General features: G+C 75.1%; 31 protein-coding genes and 1 tRNA gene. 24 read left to right on the top strand and 8 right to left on the bottom strand.

Going from position 1 to position 26,286, the window contains the following annotated elements; translation table 11 throughout:
* Positions 1-244 precede the first annotated feature (244 nt).
* The 10 genes from CLV37_RS13945 to CLV37_RS13900 all read left to right on the top strand — a co-directional run bounded on the left by CLV37_RS13945 (position 245) and on the right by CLV37_RS13900 (position 8,947).
* Entirely contained in the window at positions 245-934 is a 690-nt protein-coding gene (locus CLV37_RS13945) for an ABC transporter ATP-binding protein (RefSeq protein WP_106211436.1), read from the top strand.
* Positions 931-2,259 (top strand): FtsX-like permease family protein, encoded by a 1,329-nt coding sequence (locus CLV37_RS13940; RefSeq protein ID WP_146149405.1) that lies wholly within the window; start codon positions 931-933, stop codon positions 2,257-2,259. The genes CLV37_RS13945 and CLV37_RS13940 overlap by 4 nt, the downstream gene beginning before the upstream one ends.
* 140 nt (positions 2,260-2,399) lie before the next feature.
* Positions 2,400-3,245: a GGDEF domain-containing protein gene (locus CLV37_RS13935; RefSeq protein ID WP_106211284.1), complete on the top strand. Its 846-nt coding sequence runs from the start codon at positions 2,400-2,402 to the stop codon at positions 3,243-3,245.
* A 60-nt stretch (positions 3,246-3,305) separates the two neighbouring features.
* Complete coding sequence (locus CLV37_RS13930) at positions 3,306-4,424, top strand: NADH:flavin oxidoreductase/NADH oxidase (protein WP_106211282.1); 1,119 nt, start codon at positions 3,306-3,308, stop codon at positions 4,422-4,424.
* Between the two features lie 20 nt (positions 4,425-4,444).
* Complete coding sequence (locus CLV37_RS13925; RefSeq protein ID WP_106211280.1) at positions 4,445-5,017, top strand: YqgE/AlgH family protein; 573 nt, start codon at positions 4,445-4,447, stop codon at positions 5,015-5,017.
* A gap of 31 nt (positions 5,018-5,048) precedes the next feature.
* Positions 5,049-5,366, top strand: a complete 318-nt coding sequence (locus CLV37_RS13920; RefSeq protein ID WP_106211278.1) for a DUF3039 domain-containing protein — start codon at positions 5,049-5,051, stop codon at positions 5,364-5,366.
* Positions 5,367-5,425: 59 nt separating this feature from the next.
* Complete coding sequence (locus CLV37_RS13915) at positions 5,426-7,237, top strand: DEAD/DEAH box helicase (RefSeq protein ID WP_211298640.1); 1,812 nt, start codon at positions 5,426-5,428, stop codon at positions 7,235-7,237.
* Positions 7,238-7,246: 9 nt separating this feature from the next.
* Positions 7,247-7,702 carry an SRPBCC family protein gene (locus CLV37_RS13910; RefSeq protein ID WP_106211276.1) on the top strand — a complete coding sequence of 152 codons (456 nt, stop codon included), beginning with the start codon at positions 7,247-7,249 and terminating at the stop codon, positions 7,700-7,702.
* A gap of 43 nt (positions 7,703-7,745) precedes the next feature.
* Positions 7,746-8,204: a tellurite resistance TerB family protein gene (locus CLV37_RS13905; RefSeq protein WP_106211274.1), complete on the top strand. Its 459-nt coding sequence runs from the start codon at positions 7,746-7,748 to the stop codon at positions 8,202-8,204.
* A gap of 35 nt (positions 8,205-8,239) precedes the next feature.
* A complete protein-coding gene (locus CLV37_RS13900) occupies positions 8,240-8,947 on the top strand; it encodes an RDD family protein (RefSeq protein ID WP_106211272.1) in 708 nt (235 codons plus the stop codon).
* A 26-nt stretch (positions 8,948-8,973) separates the two neighbouring features.
* Here the strand turns inward: CLV37_RS13900 and CLV37_RS13895 are convergent, their stop codons facing one another.
* Together CLV37_RS13895 and CLV37_RS13890 are read right to left on the bottom strand one after the other, a co-directional pair.
* Entirely contained in the window at positions 8,974-9,591 is a 618-nt protein-coding gene (locus CLV37_RS13895) for a nicotinamidase (protein WP_106211270.1), read from the bottom strand.
* Positions 9,592-9,825: 234 nt separating this feature from the next.
* Positions 9,826-11,133: a nicotinate phosphoribosyltransferase gene (locus CLV37_RS13890; protein WP_106211268.1), complete on the bottom strand. Its 1,308-nt coding sequence runs from the start codon at positions 11,131-11,133 to the stop codon at positions 9,826-9,828.
* 41 nt (positions 11,134-11,174) lie between these two features.
* Here CLV37_RS13890 and clpS point away from each other — a divergent pair, with 41 nt between their 5' ends.
* The 8 genes from clpS (at position 11,175) to CLV37_RS13850 (ending at position 17,437) form a co-directional block, all read left to right on the top strand.
* Complete coding sequence (gene clpS / locus CLV37_RS13885) at positions 11,175-11,474, top strand: ATP-dependent Clp protease adapter ClpS (RefSeq protein ID WP_106211266.1); 300 nt, start codon at positions 11,175-11,177, stop codon at positions 11,472-11,474.
* Positions 11,475-12,068, top strand: a complete 594-nt coding sequence (locus CLV37_RS13880; protein ID WP_211298639.1) for a DUF2017 domain-containing protein — start codon at positions 11,475-11,477, stop codon at positions 12,066-12,068.
* Positions 12,065-12,910, top strand: a complete 846-nt coding sequence (murI, locus tag CLV37_RS13875; RefSeq protein ID WP_106211264.1) for a glutamate racemase — start codon at positions 12,065-12,067, stop codon at positions 12,908-12,910. Before CLV37_RS13880 ends, murI begins: the two co-directional genes overlap by 4 nt.
* 4 nt (positions 12,911-12,914) lie before the next feature.
* Positions 12,915-13,643 (top strand): ribonuclease PH, encoded by a 729-nt coding sequence (gene rph, locus CLV37_RS13870; RefSeq protein WP_106211262.1) that lies wholly within the window; start codon positions 12,915-12,917, stop codon positions 13,641-13,643.
* Positions 13,640-14,257: an RdgB/HAM1 family non-canonical purine NTP pyrophosphatase gene (gene rdgB, locus CLV37_RS13865; protein ID WP_106211260.1), complete on the top strand. Its 618-nt coding sequence runs from the start codon at positions 13,640-13,642 to the stop codon at positions 14,255-14,257. The genes rph and rdgB overlap by 4 nt, the downstream gene beginning before the upstream one ends.
* Before the next feature lie 67 nt (positions 14,258-14,324).
* Complete coding sequence (locus CLV37_RS13860) at positions 14,325-15,890, top strand: molybdopterin-dependent oxidoreductase (protein ID WP_245885402.1); 1,566 nt, start codon at positions 14,325-14,327, stop codon at positions 15,888-15,890.
* A gap of 225 nt (positions 15,891-16,115) precedes the next feature.
* Complete coding sequence (gene sigK, locus CLV37_RS13855) at positions 16,116-16,664, top strand: ECF RNA polymerase sigma factor SigK (RefSeq protein ID WP_106211429.1); 549 nt, start codon at positions 16,116-16,118, stop codon at positions 16,662-16,664.
* Entirely contained in the window at positions 16,661-17,437 is a 777-nt protein-coding gene (locus tag CLV37_RS13850) for an anti-sigma factor (protein ID WP_106211256.1), read from the top strand. The genes sigK and CLV37_RS13850 overlap by 4 nt, the downstream gene beginning before the upstream one ends.
* A gap of 15 nt (positions 17,438-17,452) precedes the next feature.
* Here the strand turns inward: CLV37_RS13850 and CLV37_RS13845 are convergent, their stop codons facing one another.
* From CLV37_RS13845 to bcp, 3 genes are all read right to left on the bottom strand, one after another.
* Positions 17,453-18,091, bottom strand: a complete 639-nt coding sequence (locus tag CLV37_RS13845; protein ID WP_106211255.1) for a hypothetical protein — start codon at positions 18,089-18,091, stop codon at positions 17,453-17,455.
* An 18-nt stretch (positions 18,092-18,109) separates the two neighbouring features.
* Positions 18,110-18,191: transfer RNA gene (locus CLV37_RS13840), tRNA-Leu, on the bottom strand.
* Between the two features lie 12 nt (positions 18,192-18,203).
* Positions 18,204-18,683 (bottom strand): thioredoxin-dependent thiol peroxidase, encoded by a 480-nt coding sequence (gene bcp, locus CLV37_RS13835; protein WP_106211253.1) that lies wholly within the window; start codon positions 18,681-18,683, stop codon positions 18,204-18,206.
* A gap of 151 nt (positions 18,684-18,834) precedes the next feature.
* Between bcp and CLV37_RS13830 the strand changes: the two genes are divergently transcribed.
* The 5 genes from CLV37_RS13830 (at position 18,835) to CLV37_RS13810 (ending at position 22,715) form a co-directional block, all read left to right on the top strand.
* The gene (locus CLV37_RS13830; protein ID WP_170127256.1) at positions 18,835-19,125 is read left to right on the top strand and encodes a DUF3618 domain-containing protein; all 291 of its coding nucleotides are present in this window, start codon (positions 18,835-18,837) and stop codon (positions 19,123-19,125) included.
* Positions 19,126-19,157: 32 nt separating this feature from the next.
* Positions 19,158-19,451 (top strand): co-chaperone GroES, encoded by a 294-nt coding sequence (locus CLV37_RS13825; RefSeq protein WP_106211427.1) that lies wholly within the window; start codon positions 19,158-19,160, stop codon positions 19,449-19,451.
* Positions 19,426-20,790: a cytochrome P450 gene (locus tag CLV37_RS13820; protein WP_146149404.1), complete on the top strand. Its 1,365-nt coding sequence runs from the start codon at positions 19,426-19,428 to the stop codon at positions 20,788-20,790. Before CLV37_RS13825 ends, CLV37_RS13820 begins: the two co-directional genes overlap by 26 nt.
* Before the next feature lie 66 nt (positions 20,791-20,856).
* On the top strand, positions 20,857-22,266 hold the full coding sequence (locus tag CLV37_RS13815; RefSeq protein WP_106211247.1) for a GGDEF domain-containing protein: 1,410 nt from the start codon (positions 20,857-20,859) through the stop codon (positions 22,264-22,266).
* A 92-nt stretch (positions 22,267-22,358) separates the two neighbouring features.
* Complete coding sequence (locus CLV37_RS13810) at positions 22,359-22,715, top strand: hypothetical protein (RefSeq protein WP_106211245.1); 357 nt, start codon at positions 22,359-22,361, stop codon at positions 22,713-22,715.
* Between the two features lie 17 nt (positions 22,716-22,732).
* Here the strand turns inward: CLV37_RS13810 and CLV37_RS13805 are convergent, their stop codons facing one another.
* Positions 22,733-23,191, bottom strand: coding sequence for a hypothetical protein (locus CLV37_RS13805; protein ID WP_106211243.1), 459 nt, complete (start codon positions 23,189-23,191; stop codon positions 22,733-22,735).
* A 38-nt stretch (positions 23,192-23,229) separates the two neighbouring features.
* On the opposite strand from CLV37_RS13805, the gene CLV37_RS13800 reads away from it, so the two are divergent.
* Positions 23,230-24,153 carry a LysR family transcriptional regulator gene (locus CLV37_RS13800; RefSeq protein WP_106211425.1) on the top strand — a complete coding sequence of 308 codons (924 nt, stop codon included), beginning with the start codon at positions 23,230-23,232 and terminating at the stop codon, positions 24,151-24,153.
* Here CLV37_RS13800 and CLV37_RS13795 read toward each other — a convergent pair.
* Both CLV37_RS13795 and aztD read right to left on the bottom strand, forming a co-directional pair.
* Positions 24,143-24,991 (bottom strand): metal ABC transporter substrate-binding protein, encoded by an 849-nt coding sequence (locus CLV37_RS13795; RefSeq protein ID WP_106211241.1) that lies wholly within the window; start codon positions 24,989-24,991, stop codon positions 24,143-24,145. The genes CLV37_RS13800 and CLV37_RS13795 overlap by 11 nt on opposite strands.
* A complete protein-coding gene (aztD, locus tag CLV37_RS13790; RefSeq protein WP_245885400.1) occupies positions 24,988-26,262 on the bottom strand; it encodes a zinc metallochaperone AztD in 1,275 nt (424 codons plus the stop codon). Before aztD ends, CLV37_RS13795 begins: the two co-directional genes overlap by 4 nt.
* Positions 26,263-26,286: the final 24 nt, after the last annotated feature.

Genomic DNA, 26,286 nt, shown 5'->3' with positions numbered 1-26,286 from the left:
CTCACCTCCGGGCGGGGGCGCTTCCGTCGTTTCCGGCCGCGTGGGCGCGGACGCCCCGCTCTTCCTGCGAGACCCGGGCGTCGGCTGACCGCGGGGAGACCGGCCGCGCCCTGTCACCGCGGGCCGCCGGGGAGTGGTCGCACGCCGTCACCGGGCGGGCGTAGGTCTGCGGGTGGACGTGGACGTCCCCGGTTCCGTCCCTGCGGCGACGACCGCGACCCCCTCGGCGCGGAACGCTCGGGGCATGGACATCCTCACCGCCCGTGGTCTCGTCATGACCTACGGCACCACCCGCGCCCTCGACGGCGTCGACGTCTCGGTCCGGGCCGGGGAGTCGGTCGCCGTCATGGGGCCCTCCGGCTCCGGCAAGACCACCCTCCTGCACGTCCTGGCCGGCATCGTGCGGCCCACGTCGGGCACCGTCGCCCTCGCCGGGGCCGACCTCGTCTCCCTCGGCGACGCGCAGCGCACCCGGCTGCGCCGCGAGGACTTCGGGTTCGTCTTCCAGTCCGGTCAGCTGCTCTCGGAGCTGCCTGCCGAGGAGAACGCGGCCCTGCCGCTCCTGCTGGGCGGGCAGTCCCGGGCCGCGGCCACGGCCCGCGCGCGCGACCTCCTGGCCCGCCTCGGCCTGGCCGGGACGGAACGCCGCCGCCCCGGTGAGCTGTCCGGTGGCCAGGCGCAGCGCGTCGCCATCGCCCGCGCCCTGGTGGGCCACCCGAAGGTGGTCTTCGCCGACGAGCCCACCGGCGCCCTGGACCAGGCCACCGGCCGCGAGGTGCTCGACCTGCTGACGTCGGTGGCCCGGGAGAACGGTGCCGCGCTGGTCGTCGTCACCCACGACGCGGGGGTCGCCCGCTGGTGCGACCGCACGCTGGCCATGCGCGACGGCCGCGTCGTCAGCGAGTTCACCGCACCCGCCGGAGCGCTCCGGTGAGCGCGACGACGAGGCTGTGGTGGTCGCTGACCCGGCACGTGAACGCCGAGTCCCGGCTGCCGACGTCGCTGGCGGTCACCGCCTTCGCGGTCACGACCTGGTCCGTCCTCACCGTCGCCGGGGGAGTGCAGGCCTTCCAGGCCCGGGCGCAGGCGCCGGGAGCGCCGGCCGAGGCGAGCACCTACCCGTTCCTGTCGTGGATCGCCGTCGCCCTGCTCGTCGTGCCGACGGCGACGCTGGGGGCGGCCGCGGCCCGGCTGACGATCGCCCGCCGCGACGAGCGCCTGGCCCGGCTGCGGCTCGCGGGCGCGACCTCGGGGCAGGTCGGGGTGATCGCCCTGCTCGACGCCGTGGCCCAGGCGCTCGCCGGTGCCCTGCTCGGGACCGCCCTCGACCTCCTGGCCCTGCCGGCCGTCGCGCGGCTGCGCTTCCAGGGCCGCGCGTTCGACGTCGCGGAGATCCGGCTCGGGCCCGGACCGGTCCTGGCGGTGTCCTCGGCCGTCGTGCTGGTCGCCGTCGTCTCCTGCCTCGTCAGCCTGCGCCGCGTCGCCATCAGCCCGCTGGGCGTGGCCCGACGGCTGCCGCAGAAGGGGCTGAGCTGGACCCGCGTCCTTCCCGTGCTGCTGCTCGGGGTCGCGTTCGTGGCGGCGTTCAACGCCGGCAGCGTCCTCTTCGGGTTCGGGACCGCCGTGGGGGCGCTCGTGCTCGTCGTGCTCCTCGGCGGGGCGTTCGCGGTGTTCAACCTCGTCGGGCCGCTGTTCGTGTCCGTGCTCGGCCGTCTCCTGGGGGCCCGCGCCCGCAGCGTGGAGACCCTGCTGGCCGCGCGGCGGATGAGCGAGGACCCGCGCAGCGTGTGGCGCAGCGTCGGCGGGGTCTCGCTCGTGACCTTCGTCGCCGGGTGCCTCAGCGTCACCCCCGGCCTGACGGACGGCGGCGCGGGCGAGGAGCTGTTCGCCGACATCGGGACGGGCGCGGCCGTCACGCTCGTCATCTCCGCGGTGCTGGCCGCGGTCTCGACGGGCGTCACCCAGGCCTCGCGCGTGCTGGACTCCCGCGGCCGCTACCGGGCGCTGCACCTGTCCGGGACCGACGTGGCCGTCCTGCACCGGGCCCGGGCGCGTGAGACGTGGATCCCCCTGGTGGTGACGATGGGTGGGGCCGCCGCCCTGTCGCTGCTGATCGTCTCCCCGGTCCTGGGGCTGCTGCAGGCGGCGCCCGTCGGCGTGCTGTGGTTCGCCGGCTGCGCCCTCGCCGGCGCCGGTCTCGTGCTGCTGGCCTCCCGGGCCAGCCGCCCGCTGCTCCAGTCCTGCGCGACCTCTCGTTGAGTCACATCCGGACACGCCGTGTCGCACCGTGTCCGCCGGGTCAGCGACATTCCGGCACTCGACCCGTGATCCGTGCTCCACCCCTCGTACGGTCGGCGGACACCGGGTGAACCGCTCACCCGGGGACGCGAGGGGGAGCAGTGCAGGACGCCGACTTCCGGCGCCTCGTGGAGGACTCTCCGCTGGCCACGGTCCTCGTCGAACGAGGTGACGACGACTGGCGCACCACGTGGCTGAACGCCGCCGCCGTCGAGCTGCTCGGTGGGCGCACCCCCGGCACGCTCGCCGACCTCGTCCACGCCGAGGACGTCCAGGACGCCCGCGAGGTGCTGGGCCGGGGCGTGAGCGACGGCCGGACCGCCCACGAGTGGCGGTTCCTGGCCGGTGCGGGCGAGGTGGTCACCGTCGAGGTGCTCCTCGGCGAAGCCGGTCGCGGGCCCGGTGTGCTGACGCTGTCGTGCTGGGACGTCACCCGGCACGTCGAACGCGCCCGCGACCTCACCCACCGCGCGACGCACGACCTCCTCACCGGCCTGCCCGACCGGGGGCTGCTCGAGGACCGCTGGGCCCAGGCCCGGGCGCGGGCGCGCCGCACGGGGGACGTGCCCGTCGTGGCCTTCTGCGACGTCGACGAGCTGAAGCAGCTGAACGACGAGCACGGGCACCTCGTGGGCGACCACGCGCTGGTCGCCGTCGCCGAACGCCTCGTCGCCGTCTCGCGCGCCGAGGACACCGTGGCCCGCTTCGGGGGCGACGAGTTCATCGTGCTGGTCGACTCCTCGGCCGAGGTGGACCCGCAGGCGCTGACCGGCCGGTTGCGCGAGGCCGTCTCCGCGGTCCCCGTCGACCTGCCCGACGGCTCGCGCCGGCTCGTGCGCTGCAGCGTGGGCCTGGTGGTCGACGACCCGTCCGAGTCCACCGCCGCGGTGCTGGCCCGCGCCGACCGGCACATGTACGAGGACAAGCGCCGCCACCGCGACGGCTGACCTCCCGCCCGCGCCGCCGGGGAGAACGCTTCTCGGGAAGCGGGCGCGTAGCGTGAGCGCGTGAGTCGACTCTTCGAACCGATCACCCTGCGCGGCACGACGATCCCGAACCGCGTCTGGGTCTCGCCCATGTGCCAGTACTCCTGCGACCCCGTCCAGGCCCCGGGCGTCCCGACCGACTGGCACCTGGTCCACCTCGGCCAGTTCGCCCTCGGGGGAGCGGGCCTGGTCCTCACCGAGGCCGCCGCCGTCGTCCCCGAGGGCCGCATCAGCCCGCAGGACGCCGGGCTGTGGAACGACGAGCAGACCGCCGCGTGGACCCGCGTCGTCGACTTCCTGCACGCCCAGGGCTGCGCCGCCGGCGTCCAGCTCGCCCACGCCGGCCGCAAGGCCAGCACCTACCGGCCCTGGGCCGAGGCCACCGGCAGCGTGCCCGCCGGGGAGCACGGCTGGGAGACCGTCGGGCCCAGCGCCGTCCCCTTCGACGGGTACGCGACCCCCCGCGCGCTGGACGCCGACGGGATCGCCGCCCTCGTGCGGGCCTTCGCCGACGCCGCCCGCCGCGCCGCGGACGCCGGGTTCGACGTCGTCGAGCTGCACGCCGCCCACGGCTACCTGCTGCACCAGTTCCTGTCCCCGCTGTCCAACCACCGCACCGACGCCCACGGCGGCTCCTTCGAGAACCGCGCGCGGCTGCTGCTGGAGACCCTCGACGCGGTCCGCGCCGTCTGGGCCGGGCCCCTCCTGGTCCGGATCAGCACCTCCGACTGGGTCGAGGGCGGCTGGGACGTCGAGGACTCGGTCCGGCTCGCGCGGCTGCTCGCCGAGCACGGCGCCGACCTCGTCGACGCCAGCTCCGGCGGCAACGACCCCCGTCAGCAGATCCCCGTCGGCCCCGGCTACCAGGTGCCCAACGCGGCCCGGGTCCGGCGCGAGGCCGGCGTCCCCGTCGCCGCCGTCGGGCTCATCCTCGACCCCACCCAGGCCGAGCAGCTCCTCGTCAGCGGCGACGCCGACGCCGTCTTCCTGGCCCGGCCCCTGCTGGCCGACCCGCGCTGGCCGCAGCGCGCGGCCGTGGCCCTGCACGACACCGACCGCCTGCCCTGGCCCGCCCAGTACGTGCGCGCCACCCGCGACACCGTGCCGCTCTCGCGCCCCTTCGCTCGCACGGGTGAGTGAGCGCACGCCATGATGGGCCGGTGGAAGGGAGCCTGACGGGACGGTTGCTGCTGGCCACGCCCGCGCTGACCGACGCCAACTTCGCGCGCTCCGTCGTCCTCGTGCTCAACCACGACGACGACGGGGCGCTCGGCGTCGTCGTCAACCGCCCCCTCGACGTCGACGTCGCCGCCGTGCTGCCCGACTGGCAGCCGTTCGCGACGGCGCCCGGCAAGCTCTTCCAGGGCGGCCCGGTGGCCCTGGACTCCGCGCTGGGGCTGGTCGCCGTGCCCGGCGACCACCCCGACCCGCAGGGCGTGCGCCGCGTCTTCGCCTCCGTCGGGCTGGGGTCGGTGGGGCTGGTCGACCTCGACACCCCGCCGGAGACCATCAGCGCCGAGCTGTCGGGCCTGCGGATCTTCGCCGGGTACGCCGGCTGGAGCGCCGGGCAGCTGGAGGGCGAGATCGCCGAAGGCGCCTGGTTCGTCCTGGACGCCGAGGCGCGCGACGCCTTCAGCGACAGCCCGCACGACCTGTGGGGCGACGTCCTGCGCCGTCAGGGCGGCGACCTGGCCCTCGTCGCCAGCTTCCCCAGCGACGTCTCGATGAACTGAGGGCGCCTGCCGGCCGTCGTACGATCGCCGCATGAGCTCGCCGACCGACGACCCGTTCCGCCCGCAGCCGCAGCCCGAGGCGCCCACGGCCCCGTCGCGCACCGCGGTCCTGGACCGCGAGGAGCAGGTCCAGGAGGAGGCGGCCCCCGGCGACCACGAGCGCTTCGCGCACTACGTGAAGAAGGAGAAGATCATGGAGTCCGCCCTCTCGGGCGACCCTGTGATCGCGCTGTGCGGCAAGGTCTGGGTCCCCGGTCGCGACCCCAAGCGCTTCCCCGTCTGCCCCACCTGCAAGGAGATCTACGAGAGCCTGTCGGGTGGCGGCAAGGGCGGCGACGACAAGGACTGAACCCCCGGCGCGTCGCCGCGCCGGAGCACGTCCGGGAGTCGTCTACGGTGGTTGGACCCATGAGCACGACCGAGCACGAACCCCAGCTGGCCCTGGCCGACACGATCTCCGGCCCCGTGGTCGACGCCCCCGGCGTACCCGCGGCCCGGCCGCTGCGCGCGTGGCAGAACGCGGCCCTGGAGAAGTACTTCGACCCCGCGCGCGAGGAACCGGCCGACTACCTCGTGACGGCGACGCCGGGCGCGGGCAAGACGACGTTCGCGCTGGCGCTGGCACGGCGCCTGCTCGACAGCCGGCGCGTCGACCGCGTCGTCGTCGTGGCCCCGACCGACCACCTGCGCACCCAGTGGGCCGAGGCCGCCCACCGCGCCGGGATCGAGCTCGACCCGACGATGACCAACGCCGTCGGGCCCGTGCGGCCGGACATGAAGGGCTACGTCACGACGTACGCCCAGGTCGCCGGGCATCCGATGCTGCACCGGGCCCGCGCCACCGCGCGGAAGTCCCTCGTGATCATGGATGAGATCCACCACGCCGGGGACGGGCTGTCCTGGGGCGAGGCGGTCTTCGAGGCCTTCGCCGACGCCCGCCGCCGGCTGTCCCTGACCGGGACCCCGTTCCGCACCAAGGCCGACGAGCGCATCCCGTTCGTCGCCTACGTCGAGGACGACTCCCCGGAGTCCGAGGGCGGCCTGCGCAGCGCGGCCGACTTCACCTACGGCTACAAGGACGCCCTCGGTGACGGCGTCGTGCGGCCCGTCGTCTTCGCCGCCTACACCGGTGTCTCGCGCTGGCGGAACTCCGCCGGCGAGGTCGTGGCCGCCTCCCTGACCGACGCCACGACGAAGTCGGTGGAGTCGCTGGCCTGGAAGACCGCGCTGGACCCCCGCGGCGACTGGGTCCCGCACGTCATCGCCGCCATGGACGAACGGCTGAACCACCTGCGCGAGCACGGCATGCACGACGCCGCCGGGCTGGTGCTGGCCTCCGACCAGGACGACGCCCGCGCCTACGCCAAGATCGTCCAGCGCGTCACGGGGGAGAAACCCGCGCTCATCCTGTCCGACGACCCCAAGGCCTCGCAGAAGATCTCCGAGTTCGCCGAGTCCGACCAGCGGTTCGTCGTCTGCGTCCGGATGATCTCCGAGGGCGTCGACGTGCCGCGCGCGGCGTGCCTGGCGTGGATGACGTCCTACCGGACGCCGCTGTTCTTCGCCCAGGCCGTCGGCCGCGTCGTCCGCTCGCGCGCGCCGGGGGAGTCCGCCACGGTCTTCCTGCCGGCCGTCCGGCCGCTGCTGGCGCTGGCCGCGGAGATGGAGACCGACCGCAACCACGTCATCCCGCCGCCGGCGTCGGTGTCCTCCGACGAGGTCGACGAGGGGGGCCTGGACCTGCTGCCGCCGCCGGAGCGCGAACCGGGGGAGAAGAAGGAGTACGAGGCGCTGGAGGCCCAGGCCGAGTTCGCCCACGTCCTGCACGGCGGCAAGGCCGTCACCGGGGGGGAACTGCCGCCGGTCAGCGTCGAGGAGGCCGACTACCTGGGCCTGCCCGGGCTGCTCTCGCCCGAGCAGACCGCGGCCCTGCTGTCCCAGCGCGACGCCGAGATCCGCAAGCGCACCGCGGTGTCCCGGCCCGTCGAGGAGCCCGGGCCGGAGCCCGCCGAACCCGAGCAGGAGGACGCCGCCTGGCACACGGCGGCGTTGCTGCGCAAGGAGATCCACGGGCTCGTCGGCCGGGTCGCCGCGGGCCGGGCCATGCCGCACGCGACGGTGTACTCGACCCTGCGCAAGGCCGTGCCCGGGCCGCCGTCGGCCTCGGCGTCCGTCGACGTCCTGCGCCGGCGCCGCGACCACCTGCTGTCGATGGTCTAGGTTGCCAAGATGCCCGAGATCGTCCAGCGGACCATGGTCAGAGCGCCCTTGTCCGAGGTGTTCGACATGTCCCTCGACCTCGACGTCGAACGCGTCGCGGGCAAGCGGTACAAGGTCCGCGCCGTCGAGGGCGCCGGGCGCACCACGGGCCGCATCGCCCTCGACGAGAAGGTGCAGTGGCGGCTGCGCATCCTCGGGTTCCCCCTCACCCACACCTCGCACATCGTCGAGCTGGACCACCCCACGCGGTTCGTCGACGAGATGGAGTCCGGCGCGTTCGAGCGGTTCCGGCACGAGCACACGTTCGAGACCGAGGGCCCGAAGATGACGATCATGACCGACCGGATGTCGTGGCGGTCCCCGTACGGCGTCCTCGGCCGCCTGGCCGACGTCCTGTTCGTCCGCCGGACCCTGCGGCAGCTGCTGGCCGACCGCAACTCCGAGATCGTGCGGCGCTTCAGCTGACCGCCCCCGGGAACCCGTCCCGGCCCGGACCCGTTGCCCCGGCATGGGATTCCTGGACAACCTGAAGAACAAGGGCCTGCTCGCGGGCGACCAGCTCAAGACGAAGGTCGGCCAGTTCAAGAGCAAGGACTTCGCCGAGGCGAGCATGGCGACGTGCGCGCTCATCGCCGCGGCCGACGGCAGCGTCGAGCCGGAGGAACGCGCCAAGACGGCCGCGTTCATCGCCAGCAACGACGTCCTGTCGGTCTTCAACGCCGGTGACCTGCGCGAGTCGTTCGACAAGTGGTGCGGCAAGCTGACCGCGGACTACGACTTCGGCAAGATCGAGGCGCTGCAGGCCGTCGGGAAGCTGCGCGGCAAGCCCGACCAGGCCCGCGCCGTCGTCGGAGTCGGCGTCGTCATCGGCGGTGCCGACGGGGACTTCGACCCCGACGAGCGCAAGGCCGTGCGCGAGATCTGCCAGGCCGTGGGCATCGACCCGTCCGAGTTCGGCGTCGCCTGAAGCACGTCCCCGACGAACTGGCAGGCTTGCCCCTCATGAGCACGACGCCCGGGTGGTACCCCGACCCGTCCGACCCCACCCGCAGCCACCTGCGGTGGTGGGACGGGTCGGGGTGGACCGAGCACGTCCACCGTCAGCAGCCGTCCCTGGTGAAACCGCCGGCGGGTCAGTACCCGGCCCCGGCGCCCTCGCCGTACCCACCCTCGCAGTACCCGGCCCCCGGGGTGCGGGCCATCGCGACGCCCGACGGCCAGGCCCTGGGCAACCTCGGCCTGCGCCTGCTGGCGCGCGTCGTGGACGCGATCGTCATCACCGTCGTCGCCGCCCTCGCCGGCCGGTCCGCGCTGCAGGTCATGACGTCCCTGACGCAGACCACCCTGGACCGGGTGGTGGCCGGGGACTCCGCGGCCGTCTCCGACCTCGTCGCCAACGCGTCGTACAGCGCGGCCTCGCGCGAGCTGACGCTGATCCTCGTCGTCGTCAGCGCCGTCTACACGATCCTCACGACCCGGTTCTACGGCGCGACACCCGGCAAGGCGCTGTGCGGGCTGCGGGTGCGCGACTGGGAGCGCCCCGGGCTGCCGACGACGGGGCAGGCCGCCGTGCGCTGGATCGGCAGCGACATGCTCGGCTCGATCGTCGGGCTCTGGTACCTGATCGACTTCCTGTGGCCGACGTGGGACCAGCGCCGGCAGGCGATCCACGACAAGCTCGCCCGCACGGTCGTCGTCAAGCGCCGCTGACCGGCCCTCCCGTTCAGCCCTCCCGTTCAGCCCGCCAGGACGGGGTCACCGATGAGGGTGACCCCGTTCGCGCGCAGTTCGGCCAGCGCCGCCTCGACCGTGGCCGCGGAGATCCCGGCGGTCAGCCCCAGGAGCACGGTGGTGCGAAGGCCCAGGCGCGCGGCGTCGAGCGCGGTGGCCCGCACGCAGTGGTCGGTGGCGATCCCCACCACGTGGACCTCGTCGACCCCCCTGTCCCGCAACCAGTCCGCGAGTCCGGTGTCGAGTTCGCCGCCCTCGGCGGTGACGGTCGTGCTGACCCCCTCGAACCCCGAGTACGCGGCGGCGTACTGGCCCTTGCGGAACACGGCCTCGACGCGGTCGGTCACCAGGTCGTCGTGCAGCCGGGCGCCGGTCGTGCCGGCGCGGCAGTGCACCGGCCAGGAGTCGACGAAGTCGGGCGTGTCGGAGAAGTGCGCACCGGGGTCGATGTGGAAGTCCTGCGTGGCCACGACGTGGTCGTACGCGATGCCCCGGCCCGTGGAGGTGTCCACGGCCAGCAGGGCGCTGATCGCCCGGGCGACCTCGTCCCCGCCGGCGACGGCCAGGGAGCCGCCGGGGCAGAAGTCGTTCTGCACGTCCACGACCACGAGCGCCCTGCTCACGATGTCTCCTGGGTTCGCTCCGTCGCGGCGCCGGTGACGCCGCCTTCCTCCGGGACCGCGCAGCGACTCCGTCGGCGCGTTCCCTGCGTCCAGGCGGCGTCGCGCCGCGCGTCGCTCACCGTGTCTCCTGGGTTCGCTCCGTCGCGGCGCCGGTGACGCCGCCTTCCTCCGGGACCGCGCGGCGACTCCGTCGGCGCGTTCCCTGCGTCCAGGCGGCGTCGCGCCGCGCGTCGCTCACCGCACGACCCCCCGCTCGGGGGTCAGCACCGTCGTGGGGATGGCCGGTTCGCCCTTGGACAGCGCCAGCCCGTCCCAGGGCAGGGTCACCAGGGCGCGGCGCAGGTGCTCGCGGGAGGCGGCGAGGTCGGGCAGGTCCGCGACGCGTTCCCCCTCGCGCACCAGCGGCACCTGCAGCGGCCGGTCGTTCGGCTCCCGCGGCGGGGTGGACCCGACGCCGAGGACCTCGTCGGTGGCGGTGCCGGTCGGGCGGTGGCGGCGGACGGCGACCTTGCGCCCGCCCTGGGTGACCTTGGAGGTGGAGCGCTTGGCGACGGGCCGGCCCTCGACCTCGACGAGCTTGTAGACCAGGCCCGCGGTGGGCGCGCCGGACCCCGTCACCAGGGACGTCCCGACGCCGTAGCCGTCGACGGGGGCGGCGCGCAGCGCGGCGAGCGCGTACTCGTCGAGGTCCCCGGAGACGACGATGCGGGTGCCGGTGGCCCCCAGGGAGTCGAGCTGGGCGCGGGCCTGGACGGCGAGGACCTCCAGGTCCCCGGAGTCGATGCGCACCGCCCCCAGCTGCGGCCCGGCGACCTCGACGGCCGTGGCGATGCCGGCGGTGATGTCGTACGTGTCGACGAGCAGGGTGGTGCCGACGCCGAGGGCGGCGACCTGCGCGGCGAAGGCCTGCGCCTCGGTGTCGTGCAGCAGGGTGAAGGCGTGCGCGGACGTCCCCGACGTCGGTATGCCGTAGGAGGCGCCGGCCTGCAGGTTCGACGTCGAGGTGAACCCGGCCAGGTAGGCGGCGCGGGAGGCGGCGACGGCGGCGTCCTCGTGCGTGCGGCGCGAGCCCATCTCGATCAGGGGCCGGTCACCGGCGGCCTGGACCATCCGCGAGGCCGCCGCCGCGATCGCGCAGTCGTGGTTGAGGATCGACAGGACGACCGTCTCCAGGATCACCGCCTCGGCGAAGGTGCCCGTCACCGTGAGGATGGGCGAGCCGGGGAACCACAGCTCGCCCTCGGCGTAGCCTTCGATGGACCCGCCGAAGCGGTACCCGGCCAGCCAGTCCAGCGTCCGCTCGTCGAGCACCCCGCGCAGGCCGGCGAGCAGCTCGGGGTCGAAGGTGAAGTCGCGCACGGCGTCCAGGACGCGCCCGGTGCCGGCGACGACGCCGTAGCGGCGCCCCTCGGGCAGCCGGCGGCCGAAGACCTCGAAGGTGCAGGCCCGCTCGCCCGTCCCGTCCGAGAGGGCCGCCTGGAGCATCGTCAGCTCGTAGTGGTCGGTCAGCAGGGCCGTGCTGCCGCTGTGGTGGCTCACCATGCAGCGAATCTAGCCAGGACCGGCCCGCCTAGACTGCCGGGGTGCCTGTCGTCCTGACCGCTCCCACCGAGCTCGAGCGTCCGGAGACCGATCTCGTCACCTCCCCGGACACCCCGTGGGTCACCCTCGTCTGGAACGACCCGGTGAACCTGATGTCCTACGTGACGTACGTGTTCCGCACCCACTTCGGCTACTCCGAGGCCAAGGCGGAGGCGCTCATGATGGACGTGCACTCCAAGGGCCGGGCCGTCGTGAGCTCGGGCACCCGCGAGTCGATGGAACGCGACGTCGAGGCCATGCACGGCTACGGGCTGTGGGCCACGTTGCAGAAGGACGAGTGAGTGGCCACCTTCCGCAAGTCCCGGCACGGCCTGTACTCGATCACCCTGCACGCCTCCGAGGCGGACCTGCTGGCGTCCCTGGCGCGCGAGGTCGTGGAGCTGCTGGAGGTCCCCGAACCGCCCGCGCGCCCGGTCGACCCGCTGGCCGCCGAGCTGGGGCTGACCGACCTGCCCGCGTTCGACGTCCCCGAGCTGGGCGCCGACGGCCCCGTCGTCCCGCCCGAGGACGAGGTCCTGCAACGCCTCCTGCCGGACGCCTACGCCGCCGACGACCCGCAGGCCTCCGCCGACTTCCGCCGGTTCACCGAGCGCGGTCTGCGCGAGCGCAAGGCCGCGGTCGCCCGGGGCCTGCTGGCGACCCTCGACCCCGTCCTCGGCCAGGGCGGGCGCGTGCAGCTCGACGGCGACGGGGCCCGGACGTGGCTGGCCGCGCTCAACGACATCCGCCTCGCCCTCGGCACCCGGCTGGGCGTGCGCGAGGACGGCACCGACCCCTACCTCGAGCTCGCCGAGGACGACCCGGCCCGCTGGGCGTGGGCCGTGTACGACTTCACCACCCACCTCCAGGAGACGCTCGTGAGGTCCTTGCTGTGAGTGCCGCCCGCGACCGGGAACTGCCCATCGGCATCTTCGACTCCGGCGTCGGCGGCCTGACCGTCGCCCGCGCGGTCCTGGACCAGCTGCCGCACGAGGCGATCCACTACGTCGGGGACACCGCGCACTCCCCGTACGGCCCCAAGCCCATCGCCGAGGTCCGCCGGCTGGCCCTGGACGTGCTGGACCGGGTCGTGGAGTCGGGCGTGAAGATGCTCGTCATCGCGTGCAACTCCGCCTCGGCGGCCATGCTGCGCGACGCCCGCGAGCGCTACGACGTGCCCGTCGTCGAGGTCATCCAGCCCGCCGTGCGCCGCGCCGTGCGGGCCACCCGCAACGGCCGGGTCGGGGTCATCGGGACGCGCGCCACGATCTCCTCGCGCGCCTACGAGGACGCCTTCGCCGCCGCCCCCCACCTGGCCCTGACGACGGCCGCGTGCCCGGCGTTCGTCGAGTTCGTCGAGCGCGGGGTGACCAGCGGGCCGGAGCTGCTGACCGCGGCCCGGGAGTACCTGGCCCCCGCGATCGCCGCGGACGTGGACACCCTCGTGCTCGGCTGCACCCACTACCCCCTGCTGATGGCCGTGCTGCGCAGCGTCGTGGGCGACGACGTCACGCTCGTCTCCAGCGCCGAGGAGACCGCCTTCGACGTCTACCGCGAGCTCGCCGCGCGCGAGCTGCTGCGCCCCGACGACCTGCCGCAGCCGCGCCACCGCTTCACCTCGACCGGCGACGAGCGGACCTTCCGCGCCCTGGCCCAACGGTTCCTGGGGCCGCAGTTCGGGCCGCAGCTGGTCGACGTCGACGAGACCGGGCCGTTGTACCTGGGCGCCCTAGGGTGAGGCCGTGACTGAACGAGCTGACGGCCGCGCCGCCGACGAGCTGCGCCCCGTGACCATCACCCGCAACTGGCTCGACCACGCCGAGGGCAGCGTCCTGGTGGAGTTCGGCCGCACCCGCGTCCTGTGCGCCGCCTCCTTCACCGAGGGCGTGCCGCGCTGGCGCAAGGGCTCGGGTCAGGGCTGGGTCACCGCCGAGTACGCCATGCTGCCGCGCTCGACGAACACCCGCAGCGACCGCGAGTCGGTCAAGGGCAAGATCGGCGGGCGCACCCACGAGATCTCCCGCCTCATCGGCCGCAGCCTGCGCGCCGTCGTGGACACCGCCCAGCTCGGCGAGAACACGATCGTGCTCGACTGCGACGTCCTGCAGGCCGACGGCGGCACCCGCACCGCCGCGATCACCGGCGCCTACGTGGCGCTCGCCGACGCGATCTCCTGGGCGCGCGGCAAGGGCATCGTCAAGGCGTCGAAGCAGCCGCTGACCGGCAGCGTCAGCGCCATCAGCGTCGGGGTCGTCGGGGGTGTGCCGGTGCTGGACCTGCCCTACGTCGAGGACGTCGCCGCCGAGACGGACATGAACGTCGTCGTCACCGGCGACGGGAGGTTCGTGGAGGTCCAGGGCACCGCCGAGGGCGCGCCGTTCGACCGCGCCGAGCTCGACGCCCTGCTCGACCTGGCCCTGGGCGGCACGGCGACGCTCGCCGCCCTGCAGGCGGAGGCGCTGGCCCGGTGAGGATCGTCCTGGCCACCCGCAACGCGCACAAGGTCGGTGAGCTGCAGGCCGTCCTGGAGCCCCTGCTGCCCGGCGTGGAGGTGCTGACCGTCGACGCGTTCGAGGGGGTCCCCGAGGTCGCCGAGACCGAGGTGACGTTCGCGGGCAACGCGCTGCTGAAGGCGCACGCCGTCGCCCGCGCCACGGGCGTGCCGGCCGTCGCCGACGACTCCGGCATCGCCGTCGACGTCCTCGGCGGCTCGCCCGGTGTCTTCTCGGCCCGCTGGGCCGGCCGGCACGGTGACGACGTCGCCAACCTGGAGCTGCTGCTGGCCCAGATCGCCGACGTCCCCGCCGAGCACCGCGGGGGCGCCTTCGTGTGCGCCGCCGCGATCGCGCTGCCCGACGGCACGAGCGCGGTGCGCCTGGGTGAGCTGCGCGGGACGGTCACGACGGCGCCCACCGGCGGTGGCGGGTTCGGCTACGACCCGGTCTTCGTGCCCGTCGGGGCCGACCGGACCCTGGCCGAGCACACGGCGCAGGAGAAGAACGCGATCAGCCACCGCGGGGCGGCGTTCCGGGCCCTGGCGCCCGTCGTCGTCGACGCGCTCGCCGGCCGACCCATCCACGACTGACCCGGCTCCGAACCCGGGGGATGTGAGGACGACCACGGACACGAGGACGAGCGGGGGTGCCGGCGCTGTGGAGGGGAACCGCCGGTGGCACGCGCTCGCGGGTCTGCTGGCCGCGGCGCTGACGCTGGGCGTGGGGCAACTGGTCGCGGGGATCGTCTCCCCGTCGAGCGCGCCCCTCGTCGTCGTCGGTGACGCGGTGGTGGACCGGGTCCCCGCGTGGTTGAAGGACACCGCGATCCGTGCCTTCGGGTCGCACGACAAGACCGTGCTGCTCACGACGATCGCGGTCGTCGTCGCGCTCCTCGCCGTCCTGGCGGGGGTCCTGGCGCGCCGGCGTCTCGCGCTCGGCGTCGGGGTGGTCGGTGTCCTCGGCGCGGTGGGTGTCGCGGCTGCAGCCAGCCGGCCCGACGCCACCACGTTCTCGCCCCTGCCGTCGGCCCTCGGGGCGGCGGCGGGGACGTACGCGCTGGTGGTGCTCACCCGCCGCCTCACCCGCCGGCCGTCGCGAGGACCGGGGGATCCTTCCCCGGGTCGAGGCGCGGCCGGCGGCCCACCCACCGGCCCGCCCCGGCGCGGGGTGCTGCTCGGGAGCACCGCGGCGGCGGCCCTGGTCAGCGGGGGAGCGGGCCAGTTCCTCGTCAGCACCCGCAGCGCGGAGGAGTCGCGCGCCCGCGTGGTGCTGCCCGAGCCCGCCGACCCGGCGCCCGCGCTGCCGGCCGGGCTGGACCCCGCCGACGCCGTCGCGAGCGGGCTCACCACCTACGCGACGGGGAGCGCGGACTTCTACCGCGTCGACACCGCCCTCGTCGTGCCCGACGTCACGGCCGAGCGGTGGTCGCTGCGGATCCACGGCCGCGTCGAGCGCGAGCTCACGCTCGACTTCGCCACCCTGCTGGCCAAACCCCTGCGCGAGCGCTGGATCACCCTGACGTGCGTGAGCAACGAGGTCGGCGGGTCTTACGTCGGCAACGCCCGCTGGCTCGGGTACCCGTTGCAGGACCTGCTCGCCGAGGTCGGGGTCACCGACGGCGCGGACATGCTGTTCGCCACCAGCACCGACGGGTTCACCCTGTCCGCCCCGCTGGCCGAGGCCACCGACGGCCGCGACGCGATGCTGGTCGTCGGGATGGACGGCCGGCCCCTGCCCCGCGAGCACGGGTTCCCCGTCCGCATGGTGATCCCCGGCCTGTACGGGTACGTCTCGGCGTGCAAGTGGGTCACCGACCTCGAGGTCACGACGTTCGCGGAGAAGACCGCGTACTGGACCGACCGCGGGTGGGCGGCGAAGGGCCCGGTCAAGACCGCGTCCCGCGTCGACGTCCCGAGGTCGTTCGCGAAGGTCCGCGCCGGGCGGGTCCCCGTCGCGGGGGTCGCGTGGGCCCAGCACCGGGGGGTTTCCCGGGTCGAGGTCCGGGTCGACGAAGGGGAGTGGGACGAGGCGCTGGTCCTGCCGTCGGTCTCGGCCGACACGTGGTGCCAGTGGGTCTACGACTGGGACGCGAGCGAACCCGGGACCCACTCGATCCAGGTCCGTGCCACCGACGGCACGGGGACCCCGCAGACCGACGTGGTCGTCGGGCCCGTCCCCGACGGGGCCACCGGCTACGACTCGATCACGGTCACGGTCGTCTGAAGAAGCCTGCCCCGCAGACCAATCCGAGCGGGTCGCGGTGCCGAACCCCTGACGTGAGACGCACCGGGACCCTCGTCGCCGTCACCGCCACCGGGTCCGGTGCGGCCCGGTCCGCACAGTTGGCGCCACGGCCGGCGCCACGGCCCGCCCCGCGGGTCCCGTCCCGGTGTCCGCGAGGTGGTGCCGGGTGTGCCGGGTGTGTCGTGGGGTGACACAGTGACCGTGATGACGTTCACCGCCGAGGAGTCCCTGGTCGCCGCCGCGCGCGGTGACCAGAGCGCCTTCGCGGGCTTCTACGACGCGACCGCGGCGGCCGTGCACGGCACCGTCCTGCGCGTGCTGCGCGACCCGGCGCAGTCCGAGGAGGTCGTCCAGGAGGTCTTCCTGGAGGCGTGGCGGACCGCGGCGCGCTTCGACCCCGAGCGGGGCAGCGCGAAGGGCTGGGTCGTCACCATGGCCCACCGGCGCGCCGTGGACCGCGTGCGCGCGGCGCAGGCCAGCAGCCTGCGCGAGGAGAAGGTGGGGTACCAGGAGGTGCCCCCGTACGACACCGTCAGCGAGGAGGTGCAGGTGATGCTCGAGACCGACGAGGTGCGCCGGGCGTTGTCCGCGCTGACCCCGCTGCAGCGCGAGGCCATCGACCTCGCCTACTTCGGCGGCCGCACCCACCGCCAGATCTCCGACGACCTCCAGGTGCCGCTGGGCACCGTCAAGACGCGTCTGCGCGACGGCCTGATCCGGCTGCGCGACGTCATGGGGGTGATGGCCCCGTGACCGCACCGCAGGAGGACCCCTTGCTCGCCGCTGCCTGGGCGCTGGACGCGCTCGACGACGACGAACGCGCCGCGTACGAGGAGCGTCTGGCCGCCCACCCGGAAGAACGCGCGGACGCTGAGGCGTTGCGCGAGACCGCGTCCCGGCTCGCCGTCGGCGTCGAACCGCCCGCGCGGCTGCGTGCCTCGATCCTCGACGCGATCGCGGCGACCCCCCAGGACCAGCCGCAGGACCAGCCGCAGGGGCACCGCGCGCCGGGACCGCCCGTCGTCGACCTCACCGCCGCGCGCGAGCGCCGCGCGCCGCGCCGCGGGCCCTCCCGCTGGAGCGTGCTGGTCGCCGCGGCCGGGATCCTGGTCGCCGCTGCGGGGGTGGGGTTCGGGCTGGCCGCCCAGCCGGACGAGGCGCCGGCCCCGAGCGCGCAGCAGCTCGCGCGCCAGCAGGTCGGCGACCTCCTCACCGCGCCGGGGGCGACGGTCTCGACGGTCGCGGTGACCGGCGGGGGCACCGCCACGCTCGTGCGGGCCGAGGGCCGGATCGGTGTCCTCACGTCGGACCTGCCCGTGGCCGGGACCGGTCGCGGCTACCAGCTGTGGCTGGCGACGGGGGACACGCTGACCTCGGCGGGCATGCTGACCGTCTCCGCCGCAGGCGGTTCCGCCACGGTCGTCGACGCGGGACGGGCGACGGGCGTGGGGATCTCGGTGGAACCGGCGGGGGGTTCCCAGCAGCCCACGACGACCCCGGTGGTGTTCACGCCGCTCGCGGTGTGAGGCTCGCCGGGCCGGCTACGGCCGGTCGACGTTCGGGTTGATCCACTTCCGTTCCCCGCGCAGGTCCCCGACGGGGTTGGTCCGCGGGACGGTCCGCGCGCGCCGGCGGGTGCGTAGCTCCTCGCGCAGCGCGCGCACCTCCTCCGGCACCGGGACGGCGTCGCGGCGTTCGATCTCGTCCATGGTCCGGCGCAGCGCCCGGCGCTCGGCGGACTCCTCCTTCTCCCGCAGCACGCGGGCGACGTACTCGCCGTGCGGGCCGTCCAGCCCCTTCCACGGGGCCAGCCGGCGGGTCAGGCGCAGTTCGGCGCTGCTGGAACCGGCCAGCCACGTCTGCTCGGAGCCGTCCGGCAGCCGTTCCAGGGCCCACATCACGTCCCGGACCGTCCAGCCCTCGAAGGGCAGCAGCGCCTCGGCGACGGTGACGGTCGCGATGTCGCGCAGCCCCAGCGTCCGCTGCTGGACGTCGTAGGCGATCTCCCAGACGTCGCCGTGGCGGGGGCCGTCCGAACGCCAGGTCCGGTCGCGCTGGCGGGCCGCGGCGCGGTCGCGCTCGGCGGCCTCGGCCAGCCGGGCGGCGTGCGCGGCGCGGACGCGTTCGCGCGACTCCAACCACCGGCGCCGGATCTCGATCAGTTCGTTGAGCGAGGCCACGCCCCGATTGAAGCAGAGTGCGGGAGAAGGGACTCGAACCCTCACGCCCGGAGGCACAGGAACCTAAATCCTGCGTGGCTGCCAGTTACACCACTCCCGCTCAGGCGCCAGCCTACTGGTCCAGGCCGAGATCCTTGCGGAGCTTGGCGACGTGCCCCTTGGCCCGCACGTTGTACTGCGCGAGCTCCACGACGCCCTGGGGGTCGACGACGACGGTGGAGCGGACGACCCCCACGGACGTGCGGCCGTAGTTGGTCTTCTCGCCCCACGCCCCGTACGCCTCCAGGACGGCGTGGTCGGGGTCGGACAGCAGGGGGAAGGTGAGGCCGTCGCGCTCGGCGAACGCCGCGAGCTTGTCGACGGGGTCCTTGGAGATCCCGACGACCGTGTAGCCGGAGGCGTTCAGGGCGTCGAGGGAGTCGCGGAAGTCGCAGGCCTGGGTCGTGCAGCCGGGGGTCATGGCCGCGGGGTAGAAGTACACGACGACGTGCTCGCCGGAGTCGGCCAGCAATTCCTTCAGCGTGACCGTGGAGCCGTCGTGGGCGGTCAGCGTGAAGTCGGGGGCGAGGTCGCCGGGCACCAGTCGCGTCATGGGCGCCGACGATAGACCTCGCCGGGACACCGCGAGACCCCGCCGGGACACCGCGAAGACCCGGTGAGGACCCGGCGAAGACCCCGCCAGGAGACGGGGCCTCCTCTCCGGTACGGTTCCGGGGACGTCGAGCAGAACACAGGAGGTGGCCGTGGCGGCCAGCGACGGCAAGGCCGAGATCACGATCAGCGACCCCCGTGCCCTCGAGCGCGAGGTGGAGGCGCGCCGCGCCCAGCTCGCGGGCACCATCGACGAGCTGACGTCCCGGCTGGCCCCGGCCTCGATCGCCCAGCGGTCCCTCGCGGACGCGCGCGGCAAGGTGAACGACTTCGCCTTCGACCACCGCGGCGGCCTGCGGGTCGAACGCGTCGCCGCCGTCGGTGTCGCCGTCCTGGGGATCACCGCGTTCCTCGTGGTCCGCGCCGTCCGCAAGCGCCGCTGACCGTGGCCGACCCCGAGCAGCTGCCCGTGCGGATGCTGCACGACCGCGTCCTGGTCCTCCCGGACGACGCGGCCGAGCGCAAGTCCTCGGCGGGCATCCTCATCCCGGCCACCGCGGCCGTCGGCAAGCGGCTCAGCTGGGCCGCCGTCGTGGCCGTCGGGCCGCACGTCCGGCAGGTCGCCACGGGCGACAAGGTCCTGTTCGACCCCGAGGACAAGGCCGAGGTCGAGCTGCACGGCAAGGGGTACACGCTGCTGCGCGAACGCGACCTGCACGCCGTGGCCGCCCCGGGCGACTCCGGTGGCGGCACCGGGCTCTACCTCTGAGCACGCTCTGAGGAACAAGTACTCCCCGCTGCAGGTCGCGGGCCCGCTGCCCGGGGACATGGTCCGCTCGATCCCGGCGATCGTGCGGGCTCCGCACCTGTTCCTCACCGACGTCACCACCCGGCACGGGCCGGCGGCGGCGATCCCGATGCCCCGCACCCCCGTCCTGGTCCTCGCCGACCCCGACGGGGTCCGGCGGGTGCTCGTCGACAACGCCCGCGACTACGGCAAGGCGACGATCCAGTACTCCGCGCTGGCCACCGTGACCGGACCGGGGCTGCTCGCCGGGGACGGGACGCGGTGGCGGACCCACCGCCGCGTCGTCCAGCCCGCCTTCCACCACTCCGGCCTGCGCGACGTCGCCGTCCACGCCGTCCACGCCGGGCAGCGGCTGGCCGTCGAGGCCGACGCGGCCGGCGGTGCCCCGATCGACGTCCTGGACGCCACCTCCCGCGCCGGGCTGGAGGTCGTGGGCCACACCCTGGCCGCCGCGGACCTCAGCGGCGACGCTCCCGCCCTGGTCGGTGCCGTCGGCCGCGCCCTCGAACTCGTCGTGCGGCGCGCCGCGAGCCCGGTCCCGGCCTCCTGGCCCACCCCCTCCCGGCGCCGTCTCGCCCGCGAGGTCGCCACCGTCGACGACCTGTGCGCGCGCATCCTCGCCGACCGCGCGGCCCGGCCCCTGGACGACCCGCACGACCTGGTCGGGCTCATGCTCGCCGCCGGCATGGACGACCGGCAGATCCGCGACGAGCTCGTCACCTTCGTCGTCGCCGGCCACGAGACCGTGGCCAGCTCCCTGACGTGGACGCTGGACCTGCTGTCGCGCAACCCGTCCGCGCTCGCGGCCGTCCACGCCGAGCTCGACGGCCTGCCCGCCGACCCCACCTGGGACGACGTCCCGCAGCTGCCGTACCTGCGGGCCTGCGTCGACGAGGCGCTGCGGTTGTACCCGCCCGCGTGGGTGATCACCCGCAAGGCCCTGGCCCCCGACCGCCTCGACGTCGCCGGGACCGTCGTCGACGTGCCCGCCGGGACGCTCGTCATCGTCTGCACCTGGGCCCTGCACCGCGACCCCGGCCGCTGGGAGGAGCCCGGGCTCTTCCGGCCGGAGCGCTTCCTGGACGCCGCCGAGCGCCGGCGCGACGACTACGTCCCCTTCGGGGCCGGTCCCCGCCTGTGCATCGGGCGCGACCTCGCCCTCGTCGAGGAGGTCCTCGTCCTGGCCACCCTGCTGCGCACCCGCACCCTGCGGCCCGTGCCCGGCCCGCCGCCGCGCGTGGACGCCCTCGTGACCCTGCGCCCCCGCGGCGGTCTGCGTCTGCACGTCGAGCGCCGGTAGCGGCCGGTCCCGTCCGGGACCCGGGCAGGGATCAAGGACCCTCGCGCCCGTGCCGATGGGCAGCGGGTGAGGTCACGTCGAGCACCGGCGGCCGGCGGGCTCGCCGCCGTCGCGGCCCTCGCCGTCCTCGTCCTCGTCGACGGCGTCGGCGGGCCCGTCCTGCAGGCCGCCGCCGCCACCGTCCCCGGGATCGTCGCCACCCTCGTCGCCGTCGTCCGGTTGCGCACCCGGCCTGCCGCGCGTCGCCGGGCCTGGGCCGTGCAGGCCGCGGGGCTCCTGGTGACCACCGCCGGCTACCCCCTGTTCCACCTCGGGCTGCTGGCCGGTCTGCCTCCCGGCTACCCCCTCCCGGCCGACGTCTTCTTCCTCACCGGCGGGGCCCTCGTCGTGGCCGCCGGTGTCCTGCTCAACCGCGGGGTGCGGGACCGCGGCGCCACGGCCGACGCCGCGATCGCCGTCACCGGCCTCTGGGTCGCCGTCACCGCCCTGCTCGTGCGGCCGGCGCTCGCGGACCAGCCGGGCGTGCTCGCGGTCGTGCTCACGGCGGCCTACCCGGCGCTGGACCTGGCGAACCTGGCCCTGGTCCTGCGGTTGTGGCTGGCCCGCCGGGTGCCGTCCGGACCGGCGGCCCTCTTCGCCGGCGCGTTCGGGTGCGTGCTCTTCGGGGACTCCGCCGTCGGCGCCCTCGTCGAGGTGGCGCCGGTGGACCTGCGGCCCTGGTTCGGGCTGCCCTTCCAAGTCGCGCTGCTCCTGGTGGCCGCGGCCGTCGCCCACCCGCGGTCCGGCGAGGTCGGCCTGGGCCCGGGGCGCACGCGCGCCTGGTCGACCGCGCACTGGGTCGTCGTCGGGGGCGCCTCGTGCGTGCCCTCGGTCGTGCTGCTCGTCCAGGGCGCCGCCGGCGGGGCCGTCGACTGGCTCGTCACCGGGGCCGGGGCCCTGGTCATGTCGCTGCTGGGCGTCGGCCGGGTCCACCACGCCCTCGTCCGCGTCCAGCGCACCGCCGACGACCTCGCCGGTCAGGCCCGCACCGACGAGCTGACCCGGCTGCCCAACCGGCGCAGCTGGGACGCCGAACTGCACCGGGCGCTCGCCAGCGACCAGGACGTCGCCGTCGCCCTGCTCGACCTCGACCACTTCAAGCGCCTCAACGACACCCACGGCCACGCCGAGGGCGACCGCGTCCTGCGGACCGCCGCCGCGAACTGGCGCGCTGCGCTGCCCGAGGGGGCGTTCCTGGCCCGGCACGGCGGCGAGGAGTTCGCCCTGCTCCTGGGCGGCGACCTCGTCGCCCGCGCCGGTGTCGTCGCCGAACGGCTCCTGCGGGCCTGCCCCGCACCGCAGACCGTCTCGATCGGCCTGGCCCGCCGCCTGCCCGGGGAGGACACCGCGCAGCTGCTGGCGCGCGCCGACGCCGAGCTCTACCGGGCCAAGGCGGCCGGGCGCGACCGCGTGTGCGTCGCTGCTCCGACCGGGTGAACCGCGCCGCGAGGGCTCAGGTCCCGGCCCGCGGGTGCCGACGGACCACCAGGGTCCACCGGGACCCGCGTCCGGTCTTCGAGGAGGAAGCCGTGAAGCCGCTGCACCAGGTCCTGCGCGACCTCGAGCTCGCCGCCCACCGGGGGACGCTCACCCCGTCGTTCCTGGACTCCTACGCCCGCCGAAACGGCGAGGGGGTCCTGTCGCTCTACGGCCTGGCCGCGCGCCACGGGCTGCCCGTCGCCGCCGAGGAGGGGCGCAACGACCAGCTCGGCGAGCACCGCGAGTGGCACGCGCACGTCGACGCGAGCGCCGTCGAACGCGACCTCGACGCCCGCAGCGCCGCGGTCGTGCGCGCGGCCCACGCCGCCGTGGAGGACGACGGGCGTCCGGCCGTGCTGCGCAAACCGACCCGCAACTCCTTCTACCCGGTCAAGCGCGCCGGCTGAACCGGCGGCGCTGCGGCTCAGGGCATCTCCATCGTCTCGGCCCGGCGCACCTCGCCCAGCGCGGCCTCCAGCGCCCGGCGCAGGGGGCGCCCCGGCCCGGTCGCCACGTCGTGCACCAGCAGCAGGGAGTGCTGCAGCACGAGCTCGTGACCGAGCCGGGGGATCTCCTCGGGGTCGGGGTGCTCACCCAGGGCCGCCACGAGCACCACCACGAGGATCCGCGGGTCCAGGGCCTCGAACCAGGCCGCCGCCCGCGCCGTCGCCGCGACCGCGTCCCGCACGTCGTCGGCGTCCAGGCCGTCCGGGTGGCGTTCCTCCAGCGCCTGCCGCAGCACCCAGCCCAGCACCACCCGCGCCTGTTCGGCGTCGAACCGGGCCAGGTCGGCGCTCGCCGCCGCGAAGGCCGGCGCGTCGCCCACCGCCTCCACGGCGCGCGTGACGAGACGGACCAGCGTCGTGGGGTCGGCGGAGCTCACCGGCCCATCATCGCCCGTGCGTGGCTAGCCTCCTGCGGGTGTCCCTCGAGCGCGTCCCCGACCTCACCTCGCTGCGCCTGCTCGTCGCGGTCGTCGAGGCCGGGTCCATCGGCCGCGCCGCCCGGACCGTCGGTCTGACCCAGCAGGCCGCCTCGGACCGCCTGCGCGCCATGGAGTCCCAGGTCGGCGTCACCCTCCTGCACCGCACCCGGCAGGGCTCGACCCCGACCGAGGCCGGCACCGTCCTGGCCGGCTGGGCCACCCGCCTGCTCGAGGTCGCCGCCGAGGTCGCCGAGGGCATCGCCACCCTGCGCGCCGACCGCACCGCCCGTCTGCGCGTCGCGTCGAGCATGACCATCGCCGAGCACCTCGTTCCGCGGTGGCTGCTCGTCCTGCGCCAGCGCGCCGAGGCCTCCGGGACACCACCACCGGCCGTCGAGCTCCTGGCCACCAACAGCGTCCGCGTCCTGGCCGCGGTCGAGGACGGGGACGTCGACCTCGGGTTCGTCGAGGGCACCGACGTCCCGGGGACCGTCCGCAGCCGCGAACTGCTGGCCGACCACCTCGTGGTCGTCGTGGCCCCCGGCCACCCCTGGACCCGGCGGCGCCGGCCCGTCGACGCCGCCGAGCTCGCCGCCACCCCCCTGGTGGCCCGCGAGGTCGGCTCCGGCACCCGCGACGTCCTCGAACGGGCGCTCGCCGTCCTGGGTCTGCGCCCCGTCGCGCCCGCCGTCGAGCTCAGCACCGCCACGAGCGTGCGCGAGGCCGTGCGCGCCGGGACCGGGGTCGCCGTCCTGTCCCGCCTCGCGGTGGCCGACGACGTCGACGCGGGACGGCTGCGGGTCGTCGCGGTGCGGGGTCTGGACCTGAGCCGGACCCTGCGAGCGGTGTGGACCGGTGCGGCGCGGATGCCCCCGGGTCCGGCGCGCGAACTGCTGGAGGTCGCCTCCGTCAGCAGGTGAGCCCGTCCCGCAGGGCCGCCAGGTTCTGCCGCATGAGGCCCAGGTAGTCCTCGCCCTCGTCCACCCGCTCGACGGGGTGCAGCACGGCGGTCCGCACGCCCAGCTCGGTGGCCAGTTTCTCGGCCACGGCCGGGTTGGCGCTCGCCTCGAAGTAGATGGTCTGCACGGAGTTCTCCCGGGCCACGGCCAGGACGTCGCGGACGCGGGCCGGGGAGGGTTCGACGGAAGGGTCGATCCCGGCGATCCCGACCTGGCGCAGGCCGTAGCGGTCCGCGAGGTACCCGAACGCCTCGTGCGAGGTGACCAGGGCGGCCCCGCGGCACGGGGCCAGGGCGTCGGCGTAGTCGGCGTCGAGGTCCGTCATCCGCTGCCGCAGGGCCGCCGCGCCGGCCCGGTAGTCCTGCTCGCCGGCGGGGTCGACCTCGGTGACCTCGTCGGCGACGTCGTCGCCGAGGTCGGCCATCAGCGTCGGGTCGAGCCAGAAGTGCGGGTCCCGGTCGAGGTCGGCGTAGGCCGCGGCGTCGACGAGGTGCTCGGGGGGCCGGGAGGACAGGGCGGCGTCGACGGCGGGCTGCATCGAGGACAGGTGCACCACCACGTCGGCGTCCACGAGGTCGGCCAGCTGCCGGGTCGAGAGGTCGGCGTCGTGGCTGTCGGCGCCGGGGGTGACGGTGTTGGCGACGTCCGCGCGCCCGCCCGCCACGGCGGCCGCGACGAACTCCAGCGGGTGCGAGGTCGTCACGACCGACAGCCGCCCGTCCTGCTCGCCGGTCGCGGGGGCACCGCAGCCGGCGAGCAGGACGAGGGCGGCGCCGGCCACCGGGAGGGCGAACCTCACTCGGTGACCTCACCGGGGACGGCGGTGAGCTCGTTCGGGGTCACCGTCAGCGTGCCGCTGGCGTAGACCTCGCCGGTCTCGATGTCGACCGCGTGGATCTCCTTCGTGGCGGGTTCGGTGACGTACGCGGTGCCGTCCAGGGTGAACACCTGCGGCTGCGGGGCCTGCCAGTCCTCCTGGACCTCCCACGGGTCGACGACCGGGGTGGACCGGGTGACGGTGCCGGCGGCGGTGTCGACGAGGTGCAGCTGCCCGTCGGTACCGAGCACGACGCCCTCGCCGTTCTCGCCGCGCCCGAGGGAGCGGTACCAGTAGGAGGTCCCGCCGGGCAGTTCCACGAGGCGCAGGGTCGCGGTGGTGGTGTCGATGAGCGAGACGCGCGTGGTGAGGTCGATCTCGGCGTCGGGGTTCGACTTGTAGTCGCCGAGCACGATCGGGGACTCGTCGGTGCCCCACTGGTTGCCGATGCGGCCGTAGGCGTCGGGGCTCTGGACCTTGGTGATCTGGTCGCCCTCGACGACGAGGACGCCGTCGCTGCAGCCGATGACGACGGTCTCGTCCGCGGCGACGGTCTCGCCGTGGGTGTTCGGGCACTGGTCGTTCGCGGCGATCTCGGCGTTGTCCGCGTCGAGGACGCGGATGCCCGTCCGGGCCTCCTCGGTGCCCTCGGTGACGACCAGCGTCCCGTCGCTGCGTTCGACGGCGACCCCGTGGTGGGCCGAGGGGGTCGTGTACTCGCGGACCTCGCCCTCCTGCACGGCGTCGTGGCCGACGTGCTCGGATCCGAAGGACACGATGTGGCCGGTGCCGTCGTCGAAGAGGGTCGTCCTCCCGGCGTGGCGCACGACGTGACCGGGTTTGTCGGCCTCGTGCACGACGCCGGTGTCGTGCGGCTCACCCGTGTAGTAGTGCGAGTGGTCGCCGTGCGGTTCGCTCCACGCGCCGGCGTCGACGACGTGGAAGCCGCCGGCCGCGGAGACCATCACGTGCCGGCCGTCGCCGGCGGGGTTGAGACGGGTGAAGCCGTCGAACGGCAGGTCGGCCAGCACCTCGAAGGTGGCGGCGTCGAGGACCTGGACGCCGCCGTCGTAGGTCACGGCGACGCGGGCCTTGGCGGCGCCGACCTCGGTGGCCGCGGTCCTGGCGCTGTGGCCGTCCCCGGAGGTGGCGGTCGGGGCAGCAGGGGTCTCGGCGGAGCTGCCGCCGCAGGCGGCGAGCAGGGTCAGGGAGAGGGGCAGGGCGGTCAGGACGAGCAGGGGGCTGCGGCGCACGGGGAGGTCCAACCTGGTCGGGAG

Source organism: Kineococcus rhizosphaerae, from assembly GCF_003002055.1.
Classification (GTDB): Bacteria; Actinomycetota; Actinomycetes; order Actinomycetales; family Kineococcaceae; genus Kineococcus; species Kineococcus rhizosphaerae.
This window is presented reverse-complemented; position numbering and strand designations above follow the sequence as displayed.